The 18,111-nt window shown below is 71.6% G+C and carries 17 protein-coding genes; 5 read left to right on the forward strand and 12 right to left on the reverse strand.

The features are described from left to right. The first annotated feature begins 42 nt into the window (after window positions 1–42). A complete protein-coding gene (locus AWQ70_RS17795) occupies window positions 43–1,038 on the forward strand; it encodes a GlxA family transcriptional regulator (RefSeq protein WP_084517274.1) in 996 nt (331 codons plus the stop codon). A gap of 224 nt (window positions 1,039–1,262) precedes the next feature. Here AWQ70_RS17795 and AWQ70_RS17800 read toward each other — a convergent pair whose 3' ends face one another. The 3 genes from AWQ70_RS17800 to AWQ70_RS17810 all read right to left on the reverse strand — a co-directional run bounded on the left by AWQ70_RS17800 (window position 1,263) and on the right by AWQ70_RS17810 (window position 3,836). Further along, window positions 1,263–1,751, reverse strand: a complete 489-nt coding sequence (locus AWQ70_RS17800) for an HAD domain-containing protein (protein ID WP_218004563.1) — start codon at window positions 1,749–1,751, stop codon at window positions 1,263–1,265. A gap of 73 nt (window positions 1,752–1,824) precedes the next feature. Next, window positions 1,825–3,291, reverse strand: a complete 1,467-nt coding sequence (locus tag AWQ70_RS17805) for a carboxylesterase/lipase family protein (RefSeq protein ID WP_067177355.1) — start codon at window positions 3,289–3,291, stop codon at window positions 1,825–1,827. A gap of 68 nt (window positions 3,292–3,359) precedes the next feature. Further along, window positions 3,360–3,836 carry a MarR family winged helix-turn-helix transcriptional regulator gene (locus AWQ70_RS17810; protein WP_218004564.1) on the reverse strand — a complete coding sequence of 159 codons (477 nt, stop codon included), beginning with the start codon at window positions 3,834–3,836 and terminating at the stop codon, window positions 3,360–3,362. Between the two features lie 334 nt (window positions 3,837–4,170). Between AWQ70_RS17810 and AWQ70_RS17815 the strand changes: the two genes are divergently transcribed. The 3 genes from AWQ70_RS17815 (at window position 4,171) to AWQ70_RS39005 (ending at window position 9,627) form a co-directional block, all read left to right on the forward strand. Then, on the forward strand, window positions 4,171–6,831 hold the full coding sequence (locus tag AWQ70_RS17815; protein ID WP_067177356.1) for a DUF7825 domain-containing protein: 2,661 nt from the start codon (window positions 4,171–4,173) through the stop codon (window positions 6,829–6,831). 959 nt (window positions 6,832–7,790) lie between these two features. Further along, a complete protein-coding gene (locus tag AWQ70_RS17820) occupies window positions 7,791–8,345 on the forward strand; it encodes an RNA polymerase sigma factor (protein ID WP_067177358.1) in 555 nt (184 codons plus the stop codon). Continuing rightward, a complete protein-coding gene (locus AWQ70_RS39005; RefSeq protein WP_157530131.1) occupies window positions 8,338–9,627 on the forward strand; it encodes a hypothetical protein in 1,290 nt (429 codons plus the stop codon). The genes AWQ70_RS17820 and AWQ70_RS39005 overlap by 8 nt, the downstream gene beginning before the upstream one ends. A gap of 188 nt (window positions 9,628–9,815) precedes the next feature. Here AWQ70_RS39005 and AWQ70_RS39010 read toward each other — a convergent pair whose 3' ends face one another. The 3 genes from AWQ70_RS39010 to AWQ70_RS17830 all read right to left on the reverse strand — a co-directional run bounded on the left by AWQ70_RS39010 (window position 9,816) and on the right by AWQ70_RS17830 (window position 10,760). Further along, window positions 9,816–10,244: a sensor histidine kinase gene (locus tag AWQ70_RS39010; RefSeq protein ID WP_157530132.1), complete on the reverse strand. Its 429-nt coding sequence runs from the start codon at window positions 10,242–10,244 to the stop codon at window positions 9,816–9,818. Continuing rightward, entirely contained in the window at window positions 10,241–10,399 is a 159-nt protein-coding gene (locus AWQ70_RS39015; protein WP_157530133.1) for a hypothetical protein, read from the reverse strand. The genes AWQ70_RS39010 and AWQ70_RS39015 overlap by 4 nt, the downstream gene beginning before the upstream one ends. A gap of 79 nt (window positions 10,400–10,478) precedes the next feature. Continuing rightward, window positions 10,479–10,760: an alpha/beta fold hydrolase gene (locus AWQ70_RS17830; protein ID WP_067177361.1), complete on the reverse strand. Its 282-nt coding sequence runs from the start codon at window positions 10,758–10,760 to the stop codon at window positions 10,479–10,481. A 327-nt stretch (window positions 10,761–11,087) separates the two neighbouring features. Between AWQ70_RS17830 and AWQ70_RS17835 the strand changes: the two genes are divergently transcribed. Continuing rightward, window positions 11,088–11,483 (forward strand): DoxX family protein, encoded by a 396-nt coding sequence (locus AWQ70_RS17835; protein ID WP_218004565.1) that lies wholly within the window; start codon window positions 11,088–11,090, stop codon window positions 11,481–11,483. A 217-nt stretch (window positions 11,484–11,700) separates the two neighbouring features. Here AWQ70_RS17835 and AWQ70_RS17840 read toward each other — a convergent pair whose 3' ends face one another. The 6 genes from AWQ70_RS17840 to AWQ70_RS39020 form a co-directional block, all read right to left on the reverse strand. Then, the gene (locus AWQ70_RS17840) at window positions 11,701–13,392 is read right to left on the reverse strand and encodes a CocE/NonD family hydrolase (protein WP_067177363.1); all 1,692 of its coding nucleotides are present in this window, start codon (window positions 13,390–13,392) and stop codon (window positions 11,701–11,703) included. Between the two features lie 135 nt (window positions 13,393–13,527). After that, a complete protein-coding gene (locus AWQ70_RS17845; protein WP_067177365.1) occupies window positions 13,528–15,213 on the reverse strand; it encodes an ABC transporter substrate-binding protein in 1,686 nt (561 codons plus the stop codon). After that, a complete protein-coding gene (locus AWQ70_RS17850; RefSeq protein WP_067177367.1) occupies window positions 15,210–16,097 on the reverse strand; it encodes an ABC transporter ATP-binding protein in 888 nt (295 codons plus the stop codon). The genes AWQ70_RS17845 and AWQ70_RS17850 overlap by 4 nt, the downstream gene beginning before the upstream one ends. Further along, complete coding sequence (locus tag AWQ70_RS17855; RefSeq protein WP_084517282.1) at window positions 16,094–17,092, reverse strand: ABC transporter ATP-binding protein; 999 nt, start codon at window positions 17,090–17,092, stop codon at window positions 16,094–16,096. The genes AWQ70_RS17850 and AWQ70_RS17855 overlap by 4 nt, the downstream gene beginning before the upstream one ends. Next, complete coding sequence (locus AWQ70_RS17860; RefSeq protein ID WP_067177369.1) at window positions 17,089–17,955, reverse strand: ABC transporter permease; 867 nt, start codon at window positions 17,953–17,955, stop codon at window positions 17,089–17,091. The genes AWQ70_RS17855 and AWQ70_RS17860 overlap by 4 nt, the downstream gene beginning before the upstream one ends. Continuing rightward, window positions 17,952–18,095: a hypothetical protein gene (locus AWQ70_RS39020; protein WP_174552396.1), complete on the reverse strand. Its 144-nt coding sequence runs from the start codon at window positions 18,093–18,095 to the stop codon at window positions 17,952–17,954. The genes AWQ70_RS17860 and AWQ70_RS39020 overlap by 4 nt, the downstream gene beginning before the upstream one ends. Window positions 18,096–18,111: the final 16 nt, after the last annotated feature.

The raw sequence follows: 18,111 nt of genomic DNA on the forward strand, positions 1-18,111 counted from the left end.
AGCACCGGTGTCCCAGATGACATCATTAGGTACATTTGCGCCATGCTCTCAGCGCCACCTCCGGCCACGCTCCCGGAATGCCCCCCAGCGCCTCCCGCGCCGCCCGACGCGCACCGCGTGGTCGCCCTGGTCGGTGCGAACCAGGAGCTCTACCCGGTCACCTCTGCGTCGGCGGTCTTCGGCTACCAGGGGCACGAGATCCCCCAGCACTACAGCTTCCGCCTCTGCGCCGAACACCCCGGCCGGCTCACCACCACCCTCGGCGCGCCCATCCACGTCGAACACGGCCTCGACGCCCTCGACACCGCTGACACCGTTGTCATCGCCGGCTGGACGGTCGCCCCCACGCCCGCCGTCCTCGACGCCGTCGCCGGCGTCCACGCCAGAGGCGGCCGGATCGTCGCCGTCTGCGCCGGGATCTACATCCCCGCCGCCCTCGGCCTGCTCGACGGCCGGCGCGCCTCGGTCCACTGGGAACTCACCGCCGACCTGGCCGCGCGCCACCCCCGCATCGTCCACGACGACACCGTCATCTACGTGGACCACGGCGACGTCGCCACCGCCGGAGCCTCGGCCGCCACCCTCGACCTCTGTCTCCACCAGGTCCTCCAGGAGCACGGCGCCTCCCACGCCATGCGCATCGGCCGCCAGCTCGCCGCCGGACCGCACCGCGAGGGCTGCCAGCGCCAGTACCCTCCTCTCCCGACGACCGGCCCCATGCCGGACTCCCTGGCCGGATTGCTGGAATGGCTGCTCGCCAACCTGGCCGACCCCATCACCGTCGAGGACATGGCCGCTTTCTCCGGCGTCTCCCGCCGCACCCTCACCCGCCAGTTCGCCGACCAGCTCGGCGTCCCACCAGCCCGCTGGCTGCTGGAACGCCGCCTGGCCGCCACCCGCGCGATGCTGGAGGACACCGACCTGCCGGTCGAGACCATCGCCGCCCGCGTCGGCCTCTCCTCGGCGGTCAACCTGCGCCGCCGCTTCCACACCGCCCTGAACACCACCCCGGCCGCCTACCGCCGCTCCTTCCGCTGACGCCGACTCCGACGTGGCCGCCGGTGCCCAGCGGTCAACCTGGCCGATACGGCGGGCGCCGACGACGGCTCCGGTGACGCCCGGCCAGGCCGGAGTCCACACCACGGCGAGGGCCGAAACCGTGGCGCCGTGCAGTACGGGGGATGGCGCCGTCGGCGAGCCCTCGCCAAGACGGCTGCCGATCGTAAGATCGCTCGGCGGTCGGAGCGGAGGCGGACGGGCGGTCAGGCGAGGGGCGCTGCGCGCGGGGCGTGTTCAATTTCCCGCACCCATGCCAACGCTTCGTCGACGGAGTCACGGCACAGCCCGATCTCCGGATCGATCGTGATCAGCAGCGTAGGTTCACGACGGCGCCTCGCCCAGTCGCGGGCCTCAGGAGTATGGGCGTCGTCGACCCACACCGCGGGCCGACCGGCCGTGAATGCGGCGATGGCCGGCACCTTCTCCCGGGGGTGGAAGGGCGATCGAGGCATGGCCACCACCGGCAGGGGCGGTATCCCCAGCACGGGCGCGAGGAGACGGTTCGCCTCCTCGTTCCATCCCGTAGCCCACGCCACGTCGAACAGCCGGCCGAGTTCGATGATCCACTGCCCATGTGCCGAGCAGAGACGTACCGGCTCCTCGTCGGCGAACATCACGTACTCGCCGAACCCTTCAGGACACCGAGTCGCGGCGAAGGGGTTGAGAACGCCGTCCACGTCGAGGAGGAACAAGGGCCATCCCACCGATCCAGTATCGAACCTCGTGACGGCCGTGAGGGCACGCTCCGCGTCTTGATCCGCGACTTCACGGAGTGTTCTCAGCCTTACTGGGACTGGCTGGCGTGGTGGGAGACGGCTGTGTCCGGCTCCAGATGCGGCGGGACTCCGGTAGGGGATAGGCGGTGTCGGCGGGAGTGGTGTCCCAGACGCGGGTGGGGCCGAGGTGGATGTCGAAGGGCGGCCAGCCGGGGTCGCCGGTGGCGGCGAAGGAAGCCCACGCGGTGCGGATCCGGCGGGACAGGTCGGCGAAGCCGGCAGGGGGCGGGGTGCCGAGGAAACGGGCGGCGTACCGGGTGTGAGGCAGGCCGAAGACGAACGGCAGGTCGATGCCGTGGGCGGCGCCGATCGGCCCCGCCCAGGTGAAGTCGTACAACCAGGTGCGACCGCCGGTCCGGGCGTGTGCTTCGGCGGTGAAGGTGGTCGGCATGCGCACCAGGGCGTCGGACATCAGCGTGGTGAACAGGTCGGTGACGGTGCTGCCGGGGTAGGCGTCCCGGTACTCCAGGGCGGCGTCGGGGGTGAGCCCGAGCCGGCCGGCGGCGGTCGCGAGGTCGATCCGTGCCGGGTCGGCCGTGGGCGCGAAGCCGCGGTATTCGTCGTGGGTGAAGCCGCAGAGCAGGTCGACGTGGCGGGCACGTCCGTCGGCCAGGGCCTGCCATGGGGGTGCGGTGACCAGGTCGCCGTCGATGACGGGGGCGAACGCGCCGCCGGGGCGCCCGCCGGTCAGGTGGGCGTCCGGCACGTCCAGGAAGGCTTGGGCGGGCAACTCGGCCAGGCCGTCCCGGGTAGGGGTGGTGCCGACGGCCGCCGCGAGCCGTTCGGTGACCCGCTGGGCCTCGGAGACGCCGAGGTAGCCGGCGGGAGAACTCTGCACGATGCACCGCCGGAACAGACCGGCGGCCGCGGGCGCCGCGGCGAGCAGGGCGGCGGAGGCGCCGCCGGCGGACTGGCCGAAGACGGTGACATTGCCGGGATCTCCGCCGAAAGCGGTGATGTTGTCCTGGACCCAGGCCAGTGCGGCGAGTTGGTCCAGCAGGCCGCGGTTGTCGGGTGTGCCGGGCAGGTGGCCGAAGCCCTCGAAGCCGGTGCGGTAGTTGAAGGTGACGACGACCACTCCGGATCCGGCCAGAACCGAGCCGTCATAGTGCGGCATCGACGAGGAGCCGTGGGTCCACTGGCCGCCGTAGATCCACACCATCACGGGCAGGTACGCGGCCCCGGGGTCCGGGGTCCAGACGTTCACGGTCAGGCAGTCCAGGCCGTCGTCGGGCTGCCACACCGCCGGAATCCCCGGCGCCGGCGGTCGTTGCGGTGGCGCCCCGCCGAAACCGCCGGCCTCCCGCACTCCGTTCCAGGACTCCGCCGGTCGCGGCGGCAGGAAACGCCGCGCGCCGTCGGGCGCGGCGGCGTACGGGATGCCCTTGAACGAGGTGATGCCGTCGTGGGTACGACCGCGGACCAGACCTCGTCGGGTCTTCACCGTGTCGTGCATGTGTTCCTCCTGGCGGGGCCCATGGCGTGGGTCGGCTCTGGGGCGGGCTTCGGCGTACGCGTCTTCGGTCAGCGCGGGGAGTGCCATGGGCCGGTAGGGCCGTCCTTCGCGAGCTTGGTGAGCAGGTCGTGCAGGGTCCGCTGCTCGTCGGAGGTGAGCGGGCTGAAGAACTCCGCCGAGGCCTGCTCGCTGAGCCGCTCGACTTCCCTGACCTTGTCCAGGCCGGCGGGAAGGATGTGAACCTCCAGGGCGCGGCGGTCACTGGCGTGCGGTCGGCGCTCTGCCAGACCCATCGCCTCCAGCTCGTTCACCAGGGTGACCATGACGGGCTTGAACACCATCAACCGGTCGCTCAGCCGAGCCTGGATCATCGGGCCGTGCTGGATCTGGGTGAGCACGCCCAGGTGCTGCGGTTTCAGCCCGACACGCGCCGCGACCTGTTCATAAGCGTCGCGGGCGTGGGCCGCGACCCAGTTCAGCAGGAAGCCCGTCCACTTGCTCAGCTCTTCGGGCGGTCCGTGAATCCCGGATTCGTTAAAGCTCATAACGTTAATTATCGTAACGTTTTCCGGATGGCGGTGTCGACCGAACCCTGCTGCGGTCGCGGCAGCCACGTCGATCAGCCCCCCCAGCGCGTACGGCCGCATCGGGAGATGACGATCGAGATGGGAAGGCCAGGGATCGACGTTTTCGGTGTGGAAGCGGGGTGAGGCCGGTCTCGGCGAGGCAGCCGTCGAACAGCGGCCAGCGCCTCGCCGGGCCGCGTACGCGGTCGGCGCCAGAATGTCGGCGGTGATCGATAAGGTCGCGCCCATCCCGAGTGTTGACGTGCGGATCGAACCTGCCGAGCGTCGCTCCCGATATGACGGAGATATTGGCGTGAACCCCTGGCACGAAGTCCGCGAACTGCTCGAAACCGGCACCGACGACACTGGACTGCTGGCCTTCGTGACCGGCCTCACTAACACGGAACGCAAAGCGGTCGCCGCGCAATTGCCCGGATACCTGGCCGAACGGGTGCGCGGCGGCTGGTCCGAATGGGAGGTCATCGACCGGGCGCACGCGTTCCGCATGGTGGGAGCGGCCTGCCTGTCCGGCGCCGCGCAGGTCGCGGCCTGGCTCCATCGCGGGGAGCTCCGCGAGCCGCACGCGCCGCGGGCGGACGCCGAACGCCTCCTGCGCGCGATCCGCGGACGGACGGACGAGTGGCGCCGGGACCTGGCCCACCGGCTGGTCGCCGGCCTGCAGCCGGGCACACGCCGAGGGTGGCGGAACCCGGGCGGAGAGCCCGGCTGGGAGCTGGCGGCCAACCTGGTGATCGAGACGGGCATCGAGCCTCCCGAGAACGACGCCTTCGTCGCGGGCTGGGTCTGGGACCTGCACCACAGGCTGGGGAGGGGCGCGCCGATCGACGTGGTCCGCGACCATCCCCTCCTGGACGTCATGGTCCCCCGCCTGTTCCAGGCCGAAGGCGTCGCCGTCGCGCTGACCAACGACTGGCGGGACGCGGGTCAGGACAGGTCGTCCGTCATCGCCGCGCTGGCCGGCCTGGCGGCCGAAGGACGGCTGGACCGGCGGAGCCTGCTCGACGGCTGCACGTCCCGGTTCCTGACCGGCGGGCAGCCCCGCGACGTCGAGCCGTTCGTCACGCTGTGGAACCTGCTGCGGCCGACTCTCGACGAGATCCCCCTGGTGGACCTGGTACGGGTGCTGCCGGTCGCCGCGTCCCCGCTGGCACAACTGGCCGCCGACGAGCTGCGCCGCGTGGACGACGCCGCCGTGCTCGACGGAGACCTGTTCGCCGAGGCGGTCGGCGCGCTGGCGTTCCGTGCGGAGAAGAAGTACGTCACTATCGCGCTGCGGTGGATCGCCGGGGCGGCGCCCGAGCGTGCCGACGGCTGCCTGGCGGCGCTCGCGCCGGTCTTCGGCCAGGACGCGCCCGCGCAGCGCGACCGCGCGGTACGCCTGGCGCTGAAGCTGGCGCCCCACGCGAGCCCGGCCGCGGCGGACATGATCCGCGAAGCCGCGGCGACCCTCCCGGCGGACCTTCTCGCCCAGATCGCCGGCGCCTTCGGCGAGGTCGCTCCGGCCCTGCCCGTACCGCCGACCCCCGGCGTCCTGCGGCCGAGGGCCGCGCTCCCCAAGCTGCCCCTGCCGATCGCCTCCGCGGCGGAACTCGCCGGCAAGTTCTCCACCGGCCGGATCTCCTACGGGCCCATGGAGATCGAGTGGATCCTGGCCGCGCTGGTCGAGTTCGCCCACCGCGACCGCGCCGCCATCGCTGAAGCCCTGAGGCCGTGGTGGGAGGAGAGGTGGGGCCGGTGGGGCTACACCAGCTACTCCTACGTCGACACCTTCATCGCCAACAACCCCTGCTCCTTGTTGTCCCACTGCGCGCTCGCGATCGTGTCACCCGCGCACAGCCTCCGGTGCTCGGCGCAGCTCACCGAATACCTGGCCGAGAATGCTGTGTACAGCACGCTGCTCGATGGGTGGGTCAGGGACCGGCTGCGCGAGGTCATCGCCCTGCTGGAGTCCGGCCGGACGATGCCGACGCTGCTGGCCACCCCGACCTCCCCCAATGGGCAGATCGACGCCGGCACACTGGTCGGCCGCCTGGAGCTCCTGGGCCACGATGAACCGCTGCCCCTCGACTTCTGCCAGGCCCTGCTCCGCCTGCCCCGATCCGTCGAGCCTGAGGTCCTGGCCCGGGCCGAGCGGCTGACCTCGGCCGCAGGACGGCGGCTGGCCGCGTGGTTGCGCGACGGCGGCCTGGCCGACCCGGACATGACGTACGGCATGGCGGCCATGACGCGCACCCTGTCGTACCAGAACTACGCCCGCGTCCCCGCGATGCACGCCCGCATGGCTCCCCCGGCGCAGGACCTGCCGGAGGCGATCCGCGACCTGTGCGTCCTGGAGCCGAAGGAGTATTGGGCGGGCCATTCCGACGACATGTCGTGGTGGCCGGCCATCATGCCGTCCCACCGCGAGGTGATCGCCGCCCATGTGCTGGAATGCCTGGCCGTGAGCGTCCCCAGCAGTCGCGTCCAGGTCAAGGTGCTGACCGCCCTGGTCCAGGGCGAGGGGCCGGTCGGACGGGCGACCGCGAGCGCCATCGCGGCGGCGCTGGGGCACAAGAAGCCCGACCAGCGGGCGCAGGCCGTCAAGGCGGCGAAGATCCTCGCCGCCCGCGGTGAGCTCGACGGAGCCGATGTCGGCTGGGCGCTGGGACGCCTGATCCGCGCGGACTTCGTCAAGCTCAACCGGGTGACACCGGCGCTGGAGGAGCTCGCACTGTCCGGGGCACACCGCGAAACGTGGGCGACGCTGGCGGAAGCGCTGCCCGCCCTGCTGCCGCAGGCCGGGGAACGGCCGTTGGCCGGTCTGGCGGACCTCCTGGCCGTCGCGGTCACGGCCGCTACCCTCGCCGGGGCGCGGGGCGAGGTCCCCGGCCTGTCCGGGGTGGCGGCGCGCAAGGGGGGCAGCCGCCTGCTGGAGGAGGCCCGCCGCCTTCATCGGACGATCAGCACGACCTGAAGCCCGCACTCCCGGAGCCGCCCGCCTCCTCCCGGGAGCGTACGTCAGCGGGCGCGCAGGGCGAGGGCCGGCGCCAGGGCCGGGTGCAGGCACCGCGGACGGTGCGCGGTCGCTCGCCGACGCCGCCACCAGCAGCCGGGTCTCCACCTGCTCGCCCAGGATCGGGTCCGGGGCGACGACGCGGACGGCGAGCCGGCTGAGGCCGCCATCGCCGGTTCGTACGGGATCTGGGGGAACCTCCCGGGCGGCGCGTGCCGCCCAGGCCGCTCGCGATCGGGTCATCTGGTCGGGTGAGCACCCCGCTTCCGCGAAGGGGCGGAGCCCAGCGGCGGGAGGCGATCAGCCGTTTCAGCCGCTTCAGCGTGGCCGCGCGCTCGCCGGGCGGTCAGGGGAGGCAGGCGGCGTGTCCGCTGCGCGGGTCCTCGGCCACGATGATCGCCGCGGCCGGCAGGTCCAGCCCCGACTCGGCCAGCCTTCGTCGGCATGTGTCCGTCGCTGCTCCTCGGTGTCATCCGGACAGATCTCCGCGTCCGGACGGAGCCGGATCCATACAGATCTCCGCGTCCGGACGGAGCCGGATCCACTGACCGCCCTGGAGCGGCCGGGCCGGCGATCCGATCGGACGCAGGTGCTCGCCTTCGCGGGCCGTCAGGTTCAGCGGCCCGGACTCGTCGACGAGGGAGAGTGCACTCCTGGCATGGGGACAGATCGTCCTAGAATGCCCAATCCGGCCGTGCCGGGCCCAGCCGTGAACACCCTTGTACGGCGAAGCGTCGGCCATACGTGGCACGGATCACGTGCCGGAACAGGATCCGCAGGTCGGAGCAGCTTGGCCGGCAGAGCCGGACACATGATCTTCAGGACGATCCTGGCCTGGAGTGCCGGTCCGTGAAAGGACGACGGTGTTCCGGGCAAGAAGGGACGTCCAACGTTCACATGACCCTGCGGAGACGTCCTGCATGGCCGCTATACCCAACCTGGCCGACCCGCCCGATCTCCGGGCCGAGTTCGAGCAGATCTTCAACGCGCACTTCGGTGAGATCCACCGCTACATCGCCAGACGGTTATCCGTCTCCGTCGCCGACGACCTGGCCGCCGAGGTGTTCCTCGCCGCCTACCGGGGCGGCTACGACGCGTCACGCGGCGCGGTGCGGCCGTGGCTCTACGGCATCGCCACCCACCTCATCGCACGGCACCGCCGTACGGAGGTCCGCCAGTGGAAGGCGCTGAGCCGGGCGGCCCAGCGCGAGGAGCAGAGATACAAGGACGACGCGCTCTCCCGCGTCGCGGCGAGCAGCCTGACGCGCACGCTGGCGGGCGCGCTGGCCGGGCTCAAGCGGGGGGACCGCGACGTCGTCCTGCTGAGTGCGCTGGGCGGCCTCACCCACGCGGAGGTCGCCGCCGCCCTCGGCATCCCGGCGGGGACGGTCGCGTCCCGGCTCAGCCGGGCCCGCAAGCAACTCCGCAAGGCGCTCGGCGACGTCAACCCTCTGGTGGAGGAGACCCATGGATGAGCTGAACCTCCTGGAGAGATCACTGCCCGACGCTCCGCCTCCCTCGGCGGAGGTGGTCGAACGAGCCCGCGCCCGGCTGTCGGCCGCCCGGCACGAGCCCGGACGGCCGGTCGAAACGGGCCGGCGCGGTTGGTTGTGGGGGTGGAGCCTGGGCGCGGCCACGGCCACGGTGGCCGTCGTGATGGCCGCCGTCACGCTGGTGTCCGGCACGACCACCGTGCCCGCACCGGTGCTCGCACCTCCTGGTGCGAACGACGCCCTGCTCGAGCTGGCGGACCGGGTGGCCCGGCTGCCCGACGACCGCGGCACCTACTGGCACAGGCCGGTGCTCTTCAGCATGCTGATCCGGGTCCGCGCCGGCGGCCAGGAGTTCAATGTCCTCTCCTCCCGGAGGTTCGACACGTGGCAGCCGCGCGAGCCGCGCGACCTCACCCACGTTCAGCAGCAGGAGGAGTTCACGCGCCCGGCCACACCCGCCGACGAGCGCGTGTGGCGGGCGGCCGGCTCTCCCGCCGTGGTCGAGCAGGTCTGCCAACCCGAGATCACGCACGGCTGCGACAAGGTGCGGCTGCGGTCCACGCCATCGGACTGCCGCTACGAGCGGGCGGTCGTGCCGGGTGGCGTGCTCCTCGATCCACGGTGGGGCCCGCGCACCCTCGCCGACCTCGACGCGCTGCCCGATGACCCCGTCAGCTTGCGAGAGAAGCTGCGGACCTACTGGAAGACCATCAAGTTCGGTCGGGACAAGGTGAAGTTCGAGACCTTCCTTCCCGAAGCGGCGGCCCTGCTGGACATGCCGGTCCGGCCGTCGGTGAGGGCCGCCGTCCTGCGGCTTCTTGCCGGGCTGCCGACGACACGCGTGCAGAATCGGGCCGCCGACCCCGCTGGGGCCGGGCATCGCGGTCACCTTCACACAGCCGACCTCCGCCTTCTTCGGCGCGGTGGACGAGGTGCCGGTGGAGAGCGTCACGATTCTCGACCGGGAGACCGGCGGCGTTCAGGCTTACGCGACCGTCGTGACCAAGAGCGTCAAGGGGCTCGCCAAGGGGGCTCTCCTGTCCTTCGAGGCATGGGAGCAGGGGGCCGGCTGGACCGACGAGCGCCCCGAGCCGCCACGGAGTTGCCGGGTCGACGCCGAGCTCATCCGGTAGGCGAACGACCAGAGCCCGCCCCGCGCGCCGGCGCCGATCGTCGCACTCCGCTTGCCAAGAGCGGTGGTCGGTGCCAGCGCTCAGGGAACCCCGGCGGCCGCGACCTCACCGAGCACTGCGCCTGCCGATAACGTCACCCGCCCAGGCGCCGGATCAGAGACCCGAGATCACGGCAGCGATCACCGCCAGCGACCATGACGCCTGGCAGGCGATCGCGTATCCGGACGCGGTGTTCGATGAGCGGGCCGGATGCCGCGATCCCGCCGTCCTCAGCTCACGCGTGGCGCGACGAGACCGATCACTTCTCGTGGAGAAGTCTTCAGGCCGCACATTTCCTGACCGGATCCGACGGCGAGGACCTCTGGTACGAGGCGTTGCGAAAGGACTTGGCCTTGTTCACGGCTGACACCGTTCTCGATCGAATTCCGTCACCGGCGGCTCGTCGCACTGCCGGCGGCGCTGGGGAAGGCGACTTCCGATGAGTCGTCCACTCGTCGTCGGCGTCACACGCCTGGCCGGGCTCGCCCGGCGTGGCTTTAGGGACAGCGCGCACAGGAGCGGTGGGCAGACTGTTGACCATCCGTACCTGCATCTCGTCACCATCGCGGATCAGCTCCGCGGTGAGGTCCGATCCCGGCGCGTGGCGCATCGCGTTGCGCAGCGACTCCTGCGCGATGCGGTCTGCCGTAAGCCCCACCGTGCCCGGCAGGTCGCCCAACTGGCCGGAGACGGATGCCGTCGAGGTCACTCCGGCTCCGGACGCGGTGGCGACGAGTTCGTCGAGCAGGTGGAGCCCCGGCTGTGGCGAAGTGTCGGACGCTCCCTGCCGCCTTCGGCGTAGCGGCCGAAGGAGAGCACCCGCAGGTAGCCGACCTGGCCCGGCAGGTAGGCGTGACCGATCACGCCACGGCCTCACGTCCAGCGGCTCGTTGACATCGTGCTTCTCCACGAGATCCTGGACCCGCTTGTTCAAGGCGGCAGGTCAGGCGGGCTTGTCCGCCGACGTGACCGGCGGGAGGGGCAGCGGGCGGTCGAGAAGGAACGTCATGAGCAGGTCGCGGTAGAGGTCAGGGCGGCCGTTGGCGATCGAATGCCCCGCGCCGCGCACGTAGACGAGGGTCGACTCGGGAAGCGTGCGCCGGTACTCGTCGGTGACCGCCCATTTCAGGTAGTCGCACTCGCCGCGCACGATGAGCGTGGGCACATGGACGGTCCGCAGCGTCGGACGCGGGTCGGGGACGGTGCCGGCGTCGGCGGACGTCATCTGATTGGTGTAGAAGCCGGGCGGGTTGTCGTGGACGGGGGCGGCCGGGCTCGTGCCGGGCGTGGCCGCCGAGGGACCGAGCTCATGAGTGCGGCGGTCGACGAAGACGCACTCGTTGGGCCGGGGGTGCCCGGACTGACCTTCACCGCCTCTCTGTGCCTACCACTGGGTCGTGCCGCCCCCTACGAGGAGATCACCGGACAGGTCTGGGGGAGTGCCAGAAGAGCGGAATGATCGAACTGCGAAAAAGATTTCCGCTGATTTGTCGAGACCGCCCGTACGTCTCCGACAGAGAGGTGAAGCACGGCACACACCAGGGAGGCCACCGTGACCAGCACCACCACCATGTCAACCGCGACGACCGCCGCCTCGAGGCGGAGCCGCATCCGTACCGCGCTGTCCTGGGTCGTCCAGCTCGTACTCGCCCTGCAGTTCGTTATCGGCGGGGTGCTGAAGCTGTTCGGCGAAGCGCAGATGACGGCCTTGTTCGCCGAGATCGGTGCCGGCCAGTGGCTGCGGATCGTCGTCGGCGCTCTCGAGCTCGCGGGCGCCGCCGGACTGCTCCTACCGCGGCTCGCCCGCGCTGCCGCGGTCGGGCTCGTCGCGCTGATGATCGGCGCCGCCGTCACCAACGTCGCGGTGCTCGGCACCAGCCCGGCGGTGCCGCTGTTCTTCCTGCTGCTCGCGGCCGCGGTCGCGGTACTGCGGCGCGACCACCGCTGACCCCGGAATCGGGTGGATGGAGGACCTGCTGCGCGAGCTCGCGCAGCAGGTCCTCGCCGCGCTCACCCGCCGTTACGGCCACTTCGACCTCGCCGGCGAACTGGTCCCGCTCGCGTCCATGACCGCGGCCGGTGGCACTACAACGCCACCACCCTGGAGAGACCGGTCACGGGGCCACACTCCTTGTCACGTTGTGGGGGAGGACCGGCGGGGTGGATCATCCGAACCCTTTTCTGACCGGGAGGCGGAGGACCGCCCCGTCCGACCCCCCGACGCGCAGCGTCTGCCGTGCCGTCCGGGAAGACGACGCGTGCCACGGATCCTCGCCGTTGCCCGGATGCACGAGATAGAGCGGGAAGCACGAACTGCTGATCGCCAGGCGCAGGCGGTGCCCGGGGCGGATCCGATAGGCGGTGTCGCCGAGGCGCACGCGTACCCGGGCCGGACCGGCCGCGGTGGACGCGATCTCCGCCCCTTCCAGCACCATGCGCGCCCGCCCGGAGGGATAGACGTCGAGCAACCGGACGATCACGTGGGTGGACGGCGCGTCGCCGTCCACCGTCAACGCGGCCTCCACCGGCCCCACGATGTCGAACGGCGAGTCCTGCGCCTCTCCGGTGAAGGTCGCCACGTCGTCGCGCGCATGGACGGCCTGCTCGTCCGGAAGCCCAGAGAGCTGGCTCCACTCCACGGCGACCAGGTAGGGAACCGGTCTCAGCGGGTCATGCGTCCAGGAGACGCCGGTGCCCGTGCCCTCCGCGCGCGGGCGCAGCGCGCCGCCGTCCGCCCCGGACAGCGCCCGTTCCCCTTCCGTCAGGTGCAGCTCGACCAGGTCGACGTCCCCGGCCGGCCAGCGGTCGGCGATCTGCCATCCGGAGTTCGCGACCCGGTACCGCACCCGGGGAGCCCGCCACCGGCCCGTACGGCCGGACAGGTAGTGGTCGAGGAACCGAATGGGCTCGTCCAGCATCCTGGGCAGGTAGCGTTCGAGCGCGTCATCGTCGGTCTCGTGGTCGTCGACCGGGACACCGTCCTCGCGCAGTTCCAGGTCCTCGTGATCCGTCGCGTTCATCCGGAGGAACTGGTGCGCCGCCGCCGGGGACGAGCCGGCCCAGCGCCAGTCGTCGAGCTGGCTTCGCTGGAGGTTGTCCCACCAGCCGCCCATGTGGAGCGCGGGCAGCTTCATGACCGGCGCGGGCGGTCCCGACGGGAACGAGCGCCGCAGCAGCGTGCCGTCGCCGCACGCGCGGACGAGGTCGTCGAGCAACGCGGCCATGTGGGCCGCGTACTCGGGGAGCGCGTCGAGCCCGGCCAGGGGTACGGCCGGCAGGACGGCCCCGTCGAGCATGCCGGACGACGTGAACGTGTGCAGGACCCACTCGTAGAGCGGAAGCTTGGGCACGACGCCGGGCGAGAACATGTCCATGAATTGCGAGCCGGTGACGCGAGGCACGATCGCGCGCAACGCGGGGTGGGCGCTCGCCACCGCGGCCCACTGGGTGAAGCCGTAGTAGGAGTCTCCCAGCATGCCGACCGTGCCGTCGCTCCACGGCTGCGCGACGATCCAGTCGATCGTCTGGTGACCGTCCGCGGCCTCGTTGACGAAGGGGAAGCGCTCGCCCTCGGACCGGAACTTTCCGCGGACGTCCTGGACCACGACCGCGAAACCGTGGGCGCTGAGATAGGCGGCGACCGCCGGCATGAAGGTGTAACGCCCGCACTTGTCGTACGGCAGCCGCACCAGCACGGTCGGCAGGTCCCGCCGGCCGGACTCGGGCAGGTAGACGTCCGTGGCCAGGCGCACGCCGTCACGCAGGCGCAGCATCGTGGCGTCGGCGCGCGTGTCGATCGGCGCCGGGGTGCTGCTCCAGCGCGGGCCGGTGGAAGGAGCGGTGGAAGTGGTGCTCATGGACGGAACCGAATCTCCTCGTATGGGGGAAGGGGGAAGAAGAAGGCGTGGCGAACCGCGGCGCCGGCTGTGACGTGACCGGCGCCGCGACGCGTCCGCTGTGGGGAGGCGGGGCCGAGTGGCGCGAGCCGGGGGCTAGACGGCGCCGATCATGGCGGCCCAGGGCATCTGCAGGTACGCGAACGACGCCGGCGCGCCGGTGACGCGCTTGTTCATGTAGAGCTGCTGGTACGGAGCGGCGAGCGGGATGACGAGGCGTTCCGGCGTGTAGCGGGCCTGGGCTTCGACGAAGAGTTCGGCCGACTTTCGGGCGTCCGCCGTGTGCAGTCCCTCGTCCATCAGCCGGCGGACTTCGGGGTCGTCGTACCCCGTCCAGTTGAACAGGCCGTCGGGCCGGACGTAGTTGTCCGGGTAGGAGATCGGGTCGGCGAACTCGCTGTAGCCCACGGCGTAGACGAGGTCGACCTCCTTGCGGCGCTCGGGGTTGTAGAAGAGGTCGGAGAACTCCGTCGGCTGGACCTGCCGGATCGTCATGGTGAGCCCGATGTCCTTGGCGGACGCCTGGACGAACGTGAGGATCTGCAACGCGGTCTGGTCGCCGGCGGGCATCGCCGCCGTGAACGCGCGGTTCGACGGGCCGGCCTCGGCGACGAGCGCCCGGGCCTTCTCCAGGTCGGGCTTCGCGGTGTCCTCCAGCTTCGCGTACGCCTCTTCGAAGGTCTTCCGGGTGGGGCCGGTTCCCCACATGCCCGGCGGGATCATGGTGTTCAGGGGCTCCGCGGCCGGACCGAACACGTTTGTGACAAGCGAGGTCTTGTCGATTGCCAGATCGAGCGCCTTCCTCACCCGCGCGTCGGCCATCGGGCCCGTCTTCTGGGCGGGAAGGAGTTCCACCATCTGGGTGCTCGGCCCGAGGTACAGCGTGCCCGACCCGGAGGCGGAGAGCACGGGATAGCTCGTGCTCGGCGGGCCGTACGCTCCGTCGACCTCTCCGGCGAGCAGCGCGCTCGTCAGCGTGCTCGAGTCGCTGATGAACGTGAAGACGACCTTCCCGGCCTTGGCCGCCCGGGTTCTGTCCCAGTAGCGGTCATTGCGGGCGAGCGTGATCTCCGCGCCGGGCGCCCACTTCTCCAGCGCGAAGGGGCCGGTGCACATCACACCCGCGTTGGGCGTCCCGTAGGCGGCGCCCGCCTTCTCGACGTAGGACTTCTGAGAGATCAGACCCGCGGCTGTGGCCATCGACTGCTCGAAGATCGCGCTCGGCCGCGAGAACCGGACGGTGACCTGCATCGGTCCTGTCTTCTTGATGGAGGTCACCGCGTCGTAGGTCGACGACCAGAAGGAGCCGAGCTTCTTGTCCCCGGTGTGCCGTTCCAGGCTGTAGACGACGTCCTCCGGTGTGAGCGGGTCGCCGTTGGTGAACGTCACGCCCGGCCGCAGGTCGTAGACGATCGTCCGGTCGTCGGGGCGGGTGATCCTCTCCGCCAGGCCGGACTCGATCGAGAAGTCGGCGTTCATCCGCACAAGGCCCTCGCAGAGGTTTCCCTCGACGGTGCTTCCCGGATAGTCGCCGGTCAGCGCGGGGTCGAGCGACGTCGGCTCCCCGTTGGGCAGCGCCCACGTCAACCGCTCCAGTCGCCCGTCGCCCGGCGGCGTCGTGTACGTCACCGACTTCTCCAGGTCGTCGCGGGACGCCAGCGCGACCGGTTTGGCCGCGCACGCGGCGGCCAGTGCCGACGCCGCGACGCCGGCGGCCAGTGCGAGGAGCGGGCGTCCGGTCGCGAACGCGGCGCGGCGTCGAGGATGGGTTCGGACCCTCATGGGAGGGCCTCCTTCGTCTCGGATACGGGGGGCAGGGGGTGACCGGACGGGGCCGGCGGTCGCCCCTCGGTCGCGCGGCGTCGCGGAGTCCACCCCGGACGCGGCACCGATGCGAGAAGCCGCCGCGTGTACGGATGGGCCGGCCGTTCGAGCACGTCCGCGACCGGCCCGCGCTCGATGATGCGGCCCGAACGCATGACGACGACGTCGTCGCAGACCTGCTGGACGACGGCCAGATCGTGCGTGATGAACAGGTATGCGACGCCGGTGGCCTCGCGGACGTCGGCGAGCACGTTGAGGACCTGGGCCTGGATGGACACGTCGAGCGCGGCGACGGCCTCGTCCAGGATCAGGACCTTCGGCTCGGCGGCGAGGGCGCGGGCGATGGCGACCCGCTGGCGCTGTCCGCCCGACAATGCGCGGGGCAGGGCGCCCGCCTGCCGTTCGTCGAGGCCGACCTGATCGATCAGTTCGGCGACCCGGCCGTCGCGCTGCCGCGCGCCCATGTCGAAGTGCAGCGTGAGCACCTCGGCGAGACAGTCGCGGACACGCTGGCGAGGGTCCAGCGACGAGTAGGGGTCCTGGAAGACGATCTGCACCTCACGCCCCCGTCGTCGGCGACGTGCGGCGCTCATGCGCCCGCGGCCCCGTTCCACGCCGTCGACGAGGACGGCGCCCGACGTGGCGCGTTCGAGTCCCACGATGAGGCGGGCACAGGTGGTCTTGCCGGAGCCGGACTCGCCCACGACGGCCAGGGAACCGCCGGGCGCGAGGGCGAAGCTCTCGCGATGCAGGGCCGTGAACTCGCCGTCGGGACAATCCTCCGTGACGGCGACGGGATACACCTTGCGCAGGTCGCGCACCTCGAGGACGGGGTGGCTCATCGGGCGCCTCCGTCCCCGGCCACAGCCTGGGGTTCGGCCTCCCCCGCGAAGTGGCAGGCGACCCGCCCTCCCGTGACGTGGACGGGCGCGGGACGTTCCCGCCGGCACAGGTCGCGCACCATCGGGCAGCGCGTGGCGAACGCGCAGCCGTCGCCGACCTCGAACGCCGATATCGGCCGGCCCTCGATCGTCCGGAGGCGGGACTCGCGACGCCCGATCTCGGGGCGCGCGGCCAGCAGCCCCCTGGTGTAGGGGTGCGACGCGTCCGGAGTGAGCGCGCCGGCCGGCCGCTCCTCCACGATCGATCCGGCGTACATGACGGCGATCCGGTCGCAGACCGCGGCCGCGAGGTCGAGGTCGTGCGTGATGAAGAGCATGGCGAGGCCTCTCTCGCGGCGGAGCTCGTCGATGATCGCCACGACCTCCTCCTGTGTCGTGACGTCGAGGGCGGTCGTCGGCTCGTCGGCCAGGAGCAGGTCCGGTTCGGTGGCGAGCGCGGCGGCGATCATCACTCGCTGCAGCAGCCCGCCGGAGAGCTCGTGCGGGTACTGGCTCAGCCGCCGATCGACGTCGCCGACGCCCACGGCGCGCATCAGACGGGAGACCCGCTCCCGGGCCTGCCCGGCCGAGAGCCGCCGGTCGAGCCGCACGCCTTCCATCAGGAAGTCCCCGATCCTCCGTACGGGGTTGATGTGCGCCCGGGGATCCTGGAAGACCATGCCCACCCGTGTCGCCCGCCACCGGCGCAGCGCACGCCGGTCCATGCCGGGGATCGAAACGCCGTCGAACCGTATCTCGCCGGAGAGCCGCGCCCCCTCGGGGAGCAGCCGCATCACCGCGCGTGTGGTCATGGACTTCCCCGACCCGGACTCGCCGACCAGGGCGACCGCCTCGCCCGCCCCGACGTCGAGGGACACGTCGTGGATGACGGTCCGCGTCCCCTTCTCGCCGGGGAGCTCGACGCGGAGCCGGTCGATCGACAGCAGGGCGCTCATCGGTCCACTCCCAGGAACGCCCGGGACAGCCCCTGGCCGAGCAGGTTGAAGGCCACCACGGCGACGACGATGGTGAGCCCGGCGGAGAGGGACTGCTCCAGGTGGCCGGCGACGATCGACGGTTGGCCGTTCGCCACCATCAGTCCCCACTCGGGGGCGGGGGGCTGGGTGCCCAGGCCGAGGAAGGAGACGGCCGACAGGTCGAGCAGCGCGTACCCGAAGGCCACGGTCGCCTGCACGACCAGCAGCGGCAGCAGGTTGGGGACCAGATGCCGGGCGCAGATCGCGGCGGCGCCGAATCCCTGGACCTCCAGCGCGGCGATGTAGGGAAGGTTGCGCTGGCGGATCGCGGCGGTCCGCAACACCCGGGCGATGTAAGGGATGTAGGAGATCGACAGGGCGGCGGCCGGGGCCATCAGGCCGGGCCCGATGACCGCCACCGCGACGATCGCGAGAACGAGGCCGGGGAACGCGAAGATCACGTCCAGGGCGCGCGAGACGAACGCGTCGAACCGTCCGCCGATCCACGCGGCGGTGACGGCGACGAGGGTGCCGACGACGGCCGCGACGACAACGACGATCGCCGGACCCAGGAGACTCGCCCGCGCGCCGTACAGCAGCCGGGACAGGATGTCCCGTCCCACGTCGTCCGTGCCCAGCGGATGGGCGCCGCCCGGCCCCTGGTAGACGGCGGACGGGTCGACCTGCGTCGGGTCGTACGGCGCGACGGCCGGCGCGAACACGGCGGCGAGGGTGAGCAGCGTCACGACGGCGCACGACACGGCGGTGAGGGCGCCGAACCGGCGGTCCCGTGAGGTGATCGCGGGAGAGCCCGGCGCGGCGGCCAGTTGGAGGACGCTCATCCGGCCGCCCTCCTCGCGGCCCGCGGGTCGAGCAACGCATTGGCCACGTCGACCAGCATGTTGACCACCACGAACGCGACGACCAGCAGCAGCGAGATCGCCTGCACGATCGCGAGGTCCTGTTTCGCGGCACTCTGCACGAGGAGCGCCCCGACT

This window comes from Microtetraspora niveoalba, from assembly GCF_001570405.1.
GTDB lineage: Bacteria > Actinomycetota > Actinomycetes > Streptosporangiales > Streptosporangiaceae > Microtetraspora > Microtetraspora niveoalba.

Coding starts and splice junctions, on each gene's coding strand:
- AWQ70_RS17795 (WP_084517274.1), top strand. CDS start 43: ATGCTCTCAGCGCCACCTCCGGCCACGCTCCCGGAATGCCCCCCAGCG.
- AWQ70_RS17805 (WP_067177355.1), bottom strand. CDS start 3,291: ATGCACGACACGGTGAAGACCCGACGAGGTCTGGTCCGCGGTCGTACC.
- AWQ70_RS17810 (WP_218004564.1), bottom strand. CDS start 3,836: ATGAGCTTTAACGAATCCGGGATTCACGGACCGCCCGAAGAGCTGAGC.
- AWQ70_RS17820 (WP_067177358.1), top strand. CDS start 7,791: ATGGCCGCTATACCCAACCTGGCCGACCCGCCCGATCTCCGGGCCGAG.
- AWQ70_RS39005 (WP_157530131.1), top strand. CDS start 8,338: ATGGATGAGCTGAACCTCCTGGAGAGATCACTGCCCGACGCTCCGCCT.
- AWQ70_RS17830 (WP_067177361.1), bottom strand. CDS start 10,760: ATGACGTCCGCCGACGCCGGCACCGTCCCCGACCCGCGTCCGACGCTG.
- AWQ70_RS17840 (WP_067177363.1), bottom strand. CDS start 13,392: ATGAGCACCACTTCCACCGCTCCTTCCACCGGCCCGCGCTGGAGCAGC.
- AWQ70_RS17845 (WP_067177365.1), bottom strand. CDS start 15,213: ATGAGGGTCCGAACCCATCCTCGACGCCGCGCCGCGTTCGCGACCGGA.
- AWQ70_RS17850 (WP_067177367.1), bottom strand. CDS start 16,097: ATGAGCCACCCCGTCCTCGAGGTGCGCGACCTGCGCAAGGTGTATCCC.
- AWQ70_RS17855 (WP_084517282.1), bottom strand. CDS start 17,092: ATGAGCGCCCTGCTGTCGATCGACCGGCTCCGCGTCGAGCTCCCCGGC.
- AWQ70_RS17860 (WP_067177369.1), bottom strand. CDS start 17,955: ATGAGCGTCCTCCAACTGGCCGCCGCGCCGGGCTCTCCCGCGATCACC.